Annotated in this window: 7 protein-coding genes; all 7 read right to left on the bottom strand. The window is 73.6% G+C overall.

Annotated features, from left to right (window positions below; genetic code table 11):
• Complete coding sequence (locus ACIQPT_RS12750; protein WP_401155361.1) at positions 1-1,647, bottom strand: nitroreductase family protein; 1,647 nt, start codon at positions 1,645-1,647, stop codon at positions 1-3.
• A 62-nt stretch (positions 1,648-1,709) separates the two neighbouring features.
• A complete protein-coding gene (locus tag ACIQPT_RS12745; protein WP_401155359.1) occupies positions 1,710-3,707 on the bottom strand; it encodes a TOMM precursor leader peptide-binding protein in 1,998 nt (665 codons plus the stop codon).
• Complete coding sequence (locus tag ACIQPT_RS12740; RefSeq protein WP_401155357.1) at positions 3,697-5,925, bottom strand: TOMM precursor leader peptide-binding protein; 2,229 nt, start codon at positions 5,923-5,925, stop codon at positions 3,697-3,699. Before ACIQPT_RS12740 ends, ACIQPT_RS12745 begins: the two co-directional genes overlap by 11 nt.
• 5 nt (positions 5,926-5,930) lie before the next feature.
• Complete coding sequence (locus ACIQPT_RS12735) at positions 5,931-7,823, bottom strand: BTAD domain-containing putative transcriptional regulator (protein ID WP_401155574.1); 1,893 nt, start codon at positions 7,821-7,823, stop codon at positions 5,931-5,933.
• Positions 7,824-7,939: 116 nt separating this feature from the next.
• Complete coding sequence (locus ACIQPT_RS12730) at positions 7,940-8,188, bottom strand: hypothetical protein (RefSeq protein WP_401155355.1); 249 nt, start codon at positions 8,186-8,188, stop codon at positions 7,940-7,942.
• 348 nt (positions 8,189-8,536) lie between these two features.
• Positions 8,537-11,122 (bottom strand): ABC transporter permease, encoded by a 2,586-nt coding sequence (locus ACIQPT_RS12725; protein WP_401155354.1) that lies wholly within the window; start codon positions 11,120-11,122, stop codon positions 8,537-8,539.
• Positions 11,119-11,907, bottom strand: a complete 789-nt coding sequence (locus ACIQPT_RS12720) for an ABC transporter ATP-binding protein (protein ID WP_401155352.1) — start codon at positions 11,905-11,907, stop codon at positions 11,119-11,121. Before ACIQPT_RS12720 ends, ACIQPT_RS12725 begins: the two co-directional genes overlap by 4 nt.
• Positions 11,908-12,040 lie beyond the last annotated feature (133 nt).

Here is a 12,040-nt window from a genome sequence, read left to right as displayed (position 1 = left end):
TCAGGCGATCTCGTAGCGGAAGTCGGCGGGGGCGGGGCGTTCGTTGCCGATCATCATGATCAACAGGGGCGCCTCGCCCGTCCCTTCGAGTCCCAGCTCCTCGATGTAGGAGATGTTGTCGAAGCCGAGGGCCACTCCGCAGCCGAGGTCCACGGCCGCGGCGGCGGTGTAGACGGACTGGGCGACGGCCCCGATGGTGGCGTTGACCAGCCGGTATCCCCGGTCCCCGACCGCGTCGAGGACGGCGGTGGTGCGGACGGTCGGCACCAGGACCGCCCCGGCCTGCTCCAGGTTGTAGTTGGCGAGGAAGTAGTTCTTCTGCAGGAACTCGCCCGGCCGCCCCTCCTTCACCCGCCGCAGGCTCCGCGCCTCGGGGTCGTAGGCGTACGAGCCGGGCTCGATGCCCTCCACATGGCCGACGAAGGCGTACAGCTTCGCCAACCGGGCGTCGCCGGTGTCCCCGCCGATCCGCGACCCGGCAGCGGCGGCCGCCAGGCAGACGGCCAACTGGTCGGCGGTGACCGGCTTCCGGGCGTCGAACCGGCCGAAGCTGGAGCGCCGGGCGCGCAGGGCGCTGCGGACGTCGGCGGCCAGCGGCCGGGCGGGCGGCAGCGCGACCTCCGTGAGCGCCGGGTCGGCGGGGTGCGCGGCGGCCGGGGCCAGCGCGCCGGGGGCGGGCCGGGCGGTGGCGTCGGCCGAGGTGGCCGCCTGCATGCGGAGCAGCGCGTCGAAGGCGAGGACGGTACGGGAGCGCTCGACGTCCTTGCGCCGGACAGAGACGGTTGTCTCCGCACCCTTGCGCCGGACGGAGACGGGGGCCTCCGCACTCTTGCGCTCCGAACTCACCTCCCCATCAGCCCACTTGAGCGGAACGACCGCGAAGATGCCCTCCTCCCGCGGGTCGACCCCGAGCAGCTCCGCGAGGCGCTCCTCGTCGAACCAGAGCGCCGGCTCGACGGCCAGCCCCCGGGCGGCGGCCCACATCCGCCAGGTCTGGACGCAGGCGCCGAGGTCCATGGAGACGGCGTGGAAGGAGAAGCTGTTGTACTTGAAGGAGTTCTGCCAGTACTTGATGCCGAGCACCAGGTACTGATCGGTCTCCGGCCCCGGCGCGCCCTCCCCCAGGGCGTCGCGCACCCGGCCGGAGACATCGCCGGTGAGCAGCCGCTGCATGGCGTGGTGCCGGGTGGAGTAGTAGTGCACGCCGGGCGGTACGGGGCCGCTCGGCCCGGAGACCCAGTGGATGCTGACCGGGTACAGCCCACCGCCGGACGCGGAGCCGCGCGACCAGTTGGCCAGCGGGTAGAACGGCAGCGCGTTCAGGTCCGTGTTCGCCTGGACGCCGAGGCGGCGGCCGGTCAGCCCGTACGAGTCGCGGAGCATGCCGGAGAGCGAGACGAGGTCGAACGCACCCTGCCCTGCGGCCCCTTCGGCCTCTTCGGCCGCCTCGGCCGCTTCGGGGAACAGGCCCCGGTCGAGCGTCGCCCCGGCCGGGTAGGGGGCGTCCGGCAGCGGGAAGCCGTCCGCGCCCGGGTGGAACTTGGCCTTGCGGGGGCCGTCCTGCCAGTTCGGCACATAGTCCACGGGGTCCATCGGGACCCGGCCGCGGTGCATGATCGCGGCGGCGTACTCATGGGCGTATCCCATGGCGAGCTCCTTGGTCACAGCAGAGGAGGGAGCGGAAGAGAGGGGGTGGGCGGCGGGCGCGGTCATGGGAACGGGTGCGGGGCCGGGTTGAGATCGGCGTCGGTGAGGTCCGCCGTCCGCAGGCCCGCCTCGCGCAGGGCGGTGCGCAGCCGGGGCATGTGCAACGCGCGCTGGCGGGTCCAGCCGAAGTCGATCGGCAGCAGGCCCGGCACGATCACGCTCACCGTTCTCAGGCCCAGGGCGCGCTGTTCCGGCATGGTCTGGTCGACGACGACCACGTCGAACCCGGCGGCGGCCACGGTGTCCACGCACCGCCGCAGGTCCTCGCGCAGATCGTCGGAGACCGGGAGAACCGGCCGCGCGCCGGACCCGGACCCGTCTCCGGACCCGGACCCATCCCCCTCCCCGTACAACTCGTCGAAGGAACGCGCCGGTCGGCGCACCGCTCCCGGCGCGCCGAGCAGGAAGTCCGCGTGGACGCCCATCTCCGGGATCCCGTACGCCAGCGGGTGGTCGTGCAGCGCCTCGACCTTCGCGAAGTCGTCCGTCATCGCGCGCAGCCGCTCCTCGTCCCGCTCCGTGCGGCCCTGGAGGTTGACGGCGTCGGTGGCGATCTCGCAGAGCGCCCCGGCGAGCGCCGCCTCCGGGTCGAGTCCGGCGCCCGCGCCGAAGCACATCCGGCCGGGCCCGCCGTCGGGGCGGACGGCGACGCCGGTGACGACGGGGATCGGGAAGGTGATCCGGGTGTCGAAGAACCGCGCCTCGTAGCCGTACATCTCCAGCCGGTCCACCATCTGCCGGGTGGCGGGGCGGCGGCTGGTGCGCGGGTCGATCTCGGGCAGCGCGGCCCGCCCGTACCAGGAGAGCAGGAACGCGTCCCGCTCGACGACCTCCATCAGCCCGAAGAAGACGGCTTCCTCCAGCGCGCCGCCGGACGCGCAGCCGTTGGAGCTCTCCTGCACGAACCGGTTCTCCAGGCCCGGCGCGTGGTAGTACGTGAGCACTTCGGGGACCAGGACGGTGTGTCCGTCGCGCAGCGACCAGCCGCGCACCCAGGGGATCTCCCGGTCCGGGGTGAAGGGCAGGACGCGGGGGTTGGCCCGGTGGAAGTCCTCGGAGTAGAGGCCGCTGACGCGCGGGTCCAGGGCGGCCCGGCCCTCGGCGCGCAGGGCGTCCAGGCTGGCGTGCACCTGGGCGCGTTTGGCGCGGGAGCGCATGCCCGCGTACCGCTCCAGGCCCTCCAGGACGCCGATGCGCAGGCTCTCGGCGAAGGTGTCGGCGTGCCCGCCCCAGAACGTCTCGCGCAGATACGGTCCCGAGCGCATGGAGAAGCAGCCGATGGTGGCGGAGGTGGACGTGGAGGAGACGTCCTGGACGACGGAGGGGCCGAGCGAGCCGCAGACGGGGTTGGCGTACGGCGCGACGGGCAGCTCGTAGTCCCCGATGTCCCGCACCCGGAAGCCGCCGGGCCGCAGTTTGGGCGCGGGCCGCAGGGTGAGGGCCGCCGCCGTGTCGCTGTCGGGCTCGGGCCGCCCGCAGGCGGGGCACTCCGGGTCGGGGACGAGCGGGTAGTGGCGTACGGCCAGGGTCTGGAGGTCGACGAGGTGGACGGCGGGGAAGGCCCCGGTGGCCGGTCCGCCGCCGGCCCGCCGGGCGGCGATGACCCCGGCGAGCGCTTCGGCCGCGAACGGGGTGAGGTAGGGGGACGGGCCCGCCGCCCGGGTCCCGGAACCGAGCTCCAGCGCCTCGCGCAGGGCGACGGACCGCACGCCCTGCCAGCGGCGCTCCAGGCAGCGGGCGCAGGGGCCTTGACCGGCTCCGGGCGGCGCGGGGAACGGACCGACGACGGCGTGCCGCCCGTAGTAGCGCACGGGGACGGCATCGGCGCGGGCCGCCGGCCCGTCGCCCGCGAACGCGTCGCGCACGCCGAGGGGCCGGACGTCCGGCGGGGCGGCGTCCGCCGGACCGCCGTGCCGGGACAGCCCCTCCCCCAGGAGCTCCGCGAGCAGCCGGGTGGACTCCTCCAGCACCGGCGCGACCGGCAGGGTCTCAGCGGGCATCGGTGCCGCCCTCGCCGTCCACCGTGAGCAGCACCCGGGCCGTGGCGATCGGGCCGGCGAGCAGGTCCGCCGGGGTCGTCGGCACGTACAGGGCGTCGCGCCCGGCGGAGCGCAGGGCCTCCAGCACCGCGTCGAACGTGGTCGCGTCCGCGTCCGCCGCGACGGACTCCCCGCCCACCCCGATCGCCCCGGGGGCCAGGTCGCCCATCAGCGGGTCGCCGGGGTCGACCGCCGCCCCCGGGTCCTCGGCGGCGAGCTGCACCTGGCCGAGCAGGTCCCGCAGGGCGGACGCGGCCGCCGTACGCCGGGACAGCCCGGCCCCGACCGCCCAACGGGCCCCGGCAGCAGGGCCGTTCGCCTCGCGGGCCAGCACCACGTGCGCCGAGGTCCGGTCCGCCTCGCCCAGGTCCAGGAGGTCCACGGCGATGTCCAGATTGCCGGCGGACTTCATCAGGAACACCAGCTCCGGGTCGTCGCCGCCGACCGCCAACGGGCTGACCCGGGTGGTGCCCCGTACGGCGCGGAGCAGGGCGTCGTGGGCGAGCGCGGACAGCAGCCCCCGGCCCGCCGCCTCCGCCGCGCTGCCGCCCGCCCCGGAGCCGGCGGTGGTCGCCAGGTGCGCCCGGTCCCGGTTGTGCGGCCCGAACGGGCGCAGGGCCCCGGCCGGTACGCGTACGGGGTCCTTGCCGATCAGCGAGGTCGCGACCGCCCAGGCGGCGGGCACGGCCCCGGTGCCGCCGCCGGTCGTCAGGGCGTCGGGCCCGAACGTCCGCAGCGCCCCACCCTCGGCGGCCGTCGGGGAGGTCAGGGGAACGACATGCTCCACGTACGCCTCGGCCGCCGCGTACAGCGCCCGGGTCCGCGCCCCGGCCAGGTGGTGCACGTCGAACGCGGCGATCCGGCGGCGCTCCCCGCCCCCGAGGGCGACCTCGACGCGGCTGAGCTTCAACGGGGTCTGGGTCAGCTCCTCGTCGTCGTAACGGCGGAAGATCCCGGTGTACGGGCGGACCAGTGCGGTGCTGATCCGGTTGAGCTCCTCGACCAGGCCTTCCGCGTCGCGGGCGGTCTCCACGGTCGCGGTGACGGGCAGCGCGAGCGGGCCGGGCAGGGCGGCGGGGCCGTCGGCGGGGAGCGCGGCGCAGCGGACGCACCGGGGGTGGGGCTGGACCGGTTCGGCCATCACGTCCAGCGATTCCAGGTCCTGGACGAGGACCTGGCCGGCGGTCTCGGCGGGCAGTGCGCCGGTGGTCAGGCGGAAGATCTCGTAGCCGACAAGGTTGCCGACCATCGCGGCGACCGGCCCGGACAGGGCGTCCCCGCCGGCCGGTACGGCCCCGGCCGCCTCGCTCCACAGCCCGGCCGCCGTGCCGGGGTCGACGTTGCCGCCCAGGCGCAGCAGGGCGCAGGACCAGCAGCCGGTGGAGCCGGCGGTGGCGAGCGGGCCGACGATCAGGCGGCGGCCGAACAGCCAGGCGGGGATGAGGGTCACGCCCTCGGGCACCCCGGCGGCCAGCAGCCGGTGCGTACGCGCCCCGGCGTCCGCGCCGGTGACCACGACGACGTCGTAGCCCTCCAGGGCGGCCCAGTCCGCGTCCGTCCCGGCGGTGAGCGCCTCGATACGGGCCCCGTGGGCGGCGGCCTCGGCCGTGACGTCGTCGGGGGCCGCCACCGCTCCGATGCTCGCGCAGCCGTTGCGCACCAGGCTCAGCGCGCACCAGCGGGCCGTCTCGTCGTCGCCGAGGACGGCGACGCGGGTGGCGCGGTAGCGGGCGAAGCGGGCGGGGGCGTCGTCGGTGTAGTGGTCGACGTAGGCGATCTGCGCGGCGAACCGCTCGGCGCTCTCCTCGTCGAGGGCGTCCCCCGCCGCCGGATCGGCCTCGGGGATGTCGCGGGCGAAGCCGCGTGCGTACAGCGTTCTGACCAGTTCGGCGGCCATCGCCCGCTGGGCGGGCCCGAATCCGGCGCACAGTTCGGCCAGTTGGTGCTGTCCGGTGAGGTGCGGGACGACGAGGGAGGCGAAGCGGTAGGCGGTGCGGCCGGTGAGGTGGAAGCCGCCGTCGGCGTTGTGGAACAGCACCCCGCCGGGGGTCTCGGTGAACAGCACGTCGCGGCGGATACGCGGCCGGGTTCCGGCGATCGCGTCGAACGCGGTCGTCGCGGGGGGCGACGCGGGCGAGGCGGGTACGTGCGGCGCGGTGGGTGCGGCGCTCTCGGCCATGGGGATCACACCTTCTCTGTGCGGCGGTCGCGGATCCGGGCGGTTCTTCGTACGTGGGCGCGGAGCAGGTCGTGGATGCGGTACGGGCCCGGCGGGCCGTCCTCCAGCAGTCCGGCGTCGGCCAGTCGCTCCCGTACGGCTTCGGGTACGGGTCCCTCGTCCTCGGGGCCCCGGTCGGCGAGCAGCTCGGGCGGGCCCTGGGCGAGGCGGGCGAAGGCCTCCGAGAGGCGGGGGTCGAGGCGGCCGAGCGCCCGGTCGAAGAGGCCGGTGACCGAGTGGTCCGGGGAGTCGGTCAGGGTGAGCCGGGCGAGCGGGTCCTCGCCCAGCCAGTCGACGGCGTCGGCGAGCCGCAGCCCCGGCCGGGTCAGCAGCCGGGCGGTGAGGATGCGCAGCGCGGCGGGGAAGTGGCCGCACGCGGCGGCGAGTCGGTGCGCGGCGCGGGGTTCGGCCTCCACCCGTTCGGCGCCCAGGGCGGCCAGCAGCAGGGCGTACGACTCGGCCTCGGTGAAGGCGGTCAGGCGCTGCACCCAGCCGCCGTGGGTGGCGATGAGCCCGCCGAGCCCCATCCGGCTGGTGACGACGACGGCGAGCTCCGGCCCGTCGTCGGAGGCCGGTGTGAGCAGAGGCCGCGCCTGGTCGGCGTCGACGACGTCGTCCAGGATCAGCAGGGCCCGCCCCGCGCCCAACTCACCGAGCGCGGCGGTCACTTCGGCGGCGACCTCGTCGACCGTGCGGGGCTCGCCGTCCGTACGGGTCATCCGGACGAGTAACTGCCCGGCGGGGAAGGCGTCCCGGACGAGCCGGGCGACGTGCTGGGCGAGCGCCGACTTGCCGATGCCGGGCGCGCCGGAGACCAGGACGGTGAGGGGCCGGTGGTCCTCGGGGCCGGGGGCCGGGGGTGCGGTGAGGCGAGCGGCCATGGCGGCGGTCTCGGCGGCGCGCCCGGTGAAGTGCGGTACGGCGGGGACGGGCCCGGTGCCCGGTACGGCGGCCGGGGCGAAGACCGCGGCGGCGACCGGGGCGGCCGACGGGACGGCCGACGAGACGACGGCCGGAGCGGTGACCGGGGCGGCGGACGGGGCAGCGACCGGGGCGGCGGCCGGGAGGGGGACGGTCTCGCCCTGGATGACGCGTGTGCCCGCGGGGCCGGCGGAGCCCAGGTCCTCGCCGCGCAGGATGGACAGTTCGAGCCGGCGCAGGGAGGGCGAGGGGTCCACGCCCAGCTCCTCCAGCAAGAAGCCCTTGACCCTGCGGTACTCGGCGAGCGCCTGGGACTGGCGCCCGGTGCGGTAGAGGGCCTCGATGAGCTGCTCATGGAAGCGTTCGTGCCCCGGATATACGCGCGTAGCGGTCCACAGGTCGACGAGCGCCTCACCGCAGCGCCCGAGTCCCAGCAGCAGGTCGCAGACCCGCTCGACCGCGCGCAGCCGTTCCTCCGCGAGCCGGGGCACCTCGTCGCGGTGCAGGACGTCGGACCGTACGTTGGCGAGCAGCGAGCCCTGCCAGAGCGAGAGGGCGTCCCTGAGCGCGCAGAGCTCCGCCTCGGGGTCCCGGTCCAGGCCGGCGGCCCGGCGCGCCTGTGCGCGGAAGCCGAGGAGATCCAGGGTGGGCGGGGCGGCGGTGATCCGGTAGCCGCCGGGCACCGCCTCGATGGAGGTGCCGGTGACCCCGTGCTTGGCGAACAGTCGGCGGAGCCGCAGGACGCAGGTCTGGAGGGCGGCCCGGGCGGTGACGGGCTGTTCCTCGCCCCACACCGCGCGCTGCAAGTACTCGGCGGAGACGGTGGAGTTGGCGTGCAGGAGGAGCGCGGCGAGCAGGTTCGCGGGCTTGGAGGGCTGGAGGACGACGGTGTCGGGTCCGTCCGCGAGGGCCAGCGGCCCCAGGAGCTGGAACCGCATCGCGGTCGACGGCCCCGGGGAACGAGCGTCCAGGGCGTCCGGGGCGTCCGGGGCGTCCGGGGCGTCCGGTCCTCCCGGTTCCGCCGGCCTGCCCGGTCCTGCTGGGCTCGGCACCTCTAGTCCCAGCCGTTGACCAGCTTGCACACCCGGAAGGGTGCGGATTCCGGGGGCAGTTGGCCGATGACGCCCGCCAGCTCCGTACAGATCAGCCGCGCGACGTGATCGGCGGCGGGCGGGGGGCCGGCGGGGGTGGTGGCCGATGCGGCGCCGGTGGAGAGGGTGAGGGCGGCGAGGGCGATTCCGGTCACGAGGGCGGCGGTTCTGGCCGGGCGGCGCTTCTTCTGCGCAAGCGAAGACCTGGACACGTGTTCCCCTTCGACGGTGGCGTCGGAGCCGGGGGTTCGGCCCGGCACGCATGACGATGCCAGCGTGGAACGCGCCACGAGAGAGGCCGCGGTGTCAGCTTGCTGCACGGGGGTCCGCCGCCGTGTGCAGCAAGTTGACACGGTCCGCCGTGACCGACCGGCCGGAGCGGGGAACGGGGGGCGGGGAAAGGTCCGTCGGGACCAGGGGCAAAGTCCTTCGGGACCGGCGAAAGGCCCTTCGGGGCCGGGGAACGGGTCGGCCCCGGGACGTTTGGAGGAACGTCCCGGGGCCTGCCGGTCATCCTACGGTGACGCCCGAAGGGTCACCGTCGTCGGGCGGGACTGTGCTCACCCGTCCGTCGCGATGGCGTTCAGGACGTTCATCCGGCCCGCCCGGAAGGCCGGGACGAGAGCGGCGAACAGTCCGACGAGAGCCGAGCAGGCGAAGACCGTGAGGATCGTCGGCCACGGGATCTCCAGGACCTCCAGGCCCTCCAGCGCCAGCAGCTTCTGGGCCGCCGTTCCCCAGCCCATCCCGAGCCCGAGTCCGAGCAGCGCTCCGAAGAGGGCGATGACCACGGACTCCAGCCGGATCATGCGGCGCAGCTGGCGGCGGGAGAGCCCGATGGCGCGCATCAGGCCGATCTCCCGGGTCCGCTCGACCACGGACAGGGCGAGGGTGTTCACCACACCGAGCACCGCGACGATGATCGCCAGGGCGAGCAGACCGTAGACGATGTTCAGCAGCTGGCCGATCTGGTTCTTCAGGTCTTCCTTGAAGTCGGCCTGGTTCTGCACCTTGTAGACCGGGTATTCGGCGATCGCGCTCTTGAGGGCCGCGTACGCCTCCTTCTCCTTGCCCTCCTCCGCCTTGCCGAACATGGCCACGTTCTGCGGCATCTTGTCGGCGGAGACGTAGGAGGCGGCGGTCGTGAGGTTGGTGTACATCGCGCCGCGGTCGATGTTGGTGTCGTCCGAGGTGATGGCGGCGACCTTCAGCTTCGCCGTCCCCCCGGCCTTGAACGCGACGGTGAGGGTGTCGCCGACCTTGACGCCGTGCTTCTCCGCGTAGTCCTCGCCGACGGACATGGCGTTCTTGCCGTAGGCCTTCGCGAGGTCGCCCGAGAGCGCGGTGCGGCGGACGTCCTGCTGGTACGTCGGGTCGGCGGCGGTGATCCCCTCGTCCTCCGTCTTGCCGTTCGGAGAGGTGATCTTCGCCTTGACGAAGGTGTAGTTCGTCATGTGCTCCAGGCCCGGCACGGCGCTCAGGGCCTCGGCGGCCTGGGGCACGATGGGCCGCCCGGCTCCGCTGTCCTGGACGATGAAGTCCGCGCCGACCGACTTGTCGAGCTCCTCGGTGGCCGAGGCCACCATGGAGGACCCGACGACGGACAGGCAGGCCACCAGGGCGAGCCCGATCATCAGGGCGGCGCCGGTCGCTCCCGTACGCCGAGGGTTGCGCAGGGCGTTGCGCTCGGCCAGCCGGCCGACCGGACCGAAGAGCCGCAGGACGACGACGCTCAGCCCGCGCACCACCACACCGGCCAGCAGCGGGCCGATCACGATGAAGCCGATGAGGGTCAGCAGCACGCCGAGGGCGAGGAACATCGAGCCCTCGGTGGCCTTGTCGGCCTGGGTGGTCGCCCACAGGGCCGCGCCACCGGCTGCCGTGAGGACCAGGCCGATCCCGGCCCTGACCCAGCCGGACCGGCCGTCGGCGGGGGTTCCGGCGTCGCGCAGGGCAGCCATCGGGGAGACCTTGCCGGCCCGGCGGGCCGGGATGTACGCGGCGAGGACGGTGACGACGACACCGAGCACGAGGCCGACCACCGGGGTCGTCCAGGCGACGGTGAGGTCCCTGGTGGACAGCTCCATGCCCGCGGCGCCCATCAGCTTCATCAGCCCGACGGCGAGGCCGACGCCGGCGGCGACGCCGAGGAGGGAGCCGACGATGCCGAGGAGGACCGCCTCCAGCAGCACGGACCGGTTGACCTGCTTGCGGCTGGAGCCGATGGCCCGCATCAGACCGATCTCGCGGGTCCGCTGGGCGACCAGCATCGAGAAGGTGTTGACGATGAGGAAGATGCCGACGAGGAGGGCGATTCCGGCGAAGCCGAGCATCGCGTACTTCATGACGTCCAGGAAGGCGCCCATGGAGTCCTTGTTGGCGTCGACGGCCTCCTGCTGGGTCTGGAGCTTGTACGCGGCCGAGTCGTCGAGGGCCGCGGCCACGTTCTTCTTCAGCTGGGTGTCGCTGACGCCGTCCTTGGCGGTGACCGAGATCTGGTTGAAGACGTCGGGGGCGCCGAGGAGCTGCTTCTGGGCGGTGGCGGTGTCGAGGTAGATGACGGCCGCGCCCGGGTTGGTGACGGTGAAGGAGGCGATGCCGCTGATCTTCGCCCTGGTGTCGCCGGTGGCGGCGATGGTGCGCAGCTCGTCACCGATCTTCAGCTTGTGCTTCTTCGCGGTGTCGGCGTCGACCATCACTTCGGTGGGGCCGCGGGGCGCGTGTCCGGAGGTGATCTCCATGGACCGCAGGTCGTTCTCGGTCCAGTTGCCCGCGATGGTCGGGGCTCCGGTCTCGGAGCCCATGTTCTTGTTCTCGCTGTCGACGACCGTGACCGCCATGGAGTAGACGGCGCCCTCGGCGCTCTTCACCCCGTCGGCCTTCTCGACCTGCTGGATGACGGAGGCGGGCAGGGAGACGGGCTTGCCGTTGTCGGGCTGCTCGTCGTTCTCGGTGGCGTTCTTCGGGCTGACGGTGACGTCGGGCGAGGTCACGGCGAAGAGCTTGTCGAAGGTGGTGTTCATCGTGTCGGTGAAGACGAGCGTGCCGCAGACGAACGCGACGGACAGCAGCACCGCCACCGCGGAGAGGGCCATCCGGCCCTTGTGCGCGAAGAAGTTGCGCATCGAGGTCTTCCAGACAGTCATGACGTCCGCCCACGTGCGTCGAAGTGCTTCATGCGGTCGAGGACCTGGTCCGCGGTCGGGTTGTACATCTCGTCGACGATGGAACCGTCGGCGAGATACAGCACCCGGTCCGCGTAGGAGGCGGCGACGGGGTCGTGGGTGACCATGACGATGGTCTGCCCCAGCTCGTCGACCGACTTGCGGAGGAAGGACAGGACTTCGGCCCCGGCGCGGGAGTCCAGGTTCCCGGTGGGCTCGTCACCGAAGATGATCTCCGGCTGGGCGGCGAGCGCCCGGGCGACGGCGACGCGCTGCTGCTGACCGCCGGAGAGCTGGGTCGGGCGGTGCTTGAGACGCTCGGCGAGCCCGACGGTCTCCACGACCTGCCGCAGCCAGGCGGCGTCGGGCTTGCGGCCCGCGATGTCCATCGGCAGCGTGATGTTCTCGATCGCGTTGAGCGTCGGGAGCAGGTTGAACGCCTGGAAGATGAACCCGATCCGGTCGCGCCGGAGTTGGGTGAGCTTCTTGTCCTTCAGCTTGGTGATCTCGGTCTCGTCGAGGAAGATCTCGCCCGACGTCACCGTGTCGAGCCCGGCCAGGCAGTGCATCAGCGTCGACTTGCCGGAGCCGGACGGGCCCATGATCGCCGTGAACTGCCCGCGGGCGATGTCCACGTCGACATGGTCGAGCGCGACGACCCGGGTCTCCCCGGTGCCGTACGCCTTCACGACCTGCCGCGCTCGCGCCGCGACGGCCGTACGCCCTCCAGTGCCCCCGTGCCTGGGAATGGTTACAGCCGTTGTCACGGTATTTCTCCTATGTCGGTCGATGGCTGGACGCCATTGGGTACGGTCCGATTCTGGGTTCAGGACGGTGTCCGGCGCGATGGTGCCCAGCGCAGTCTTGGGGTGGGGTTTTCCCCACCGGCCCCCCCTGCGG

The organism is Streptomyces sp. NPDC091289 (assembly GCF_044757365.1).
Taxonomy (GTDB): Bacteria; Actinomycetota; Actinomycetes; order Streptomycetales; family Streptomycetaceae; genus Streptomyces.
The sequence above is the reverse complement of the archived record's forward strand: the minus strand, read 5'-3'. Positions and strand labels throughout refer to the sequence as shown.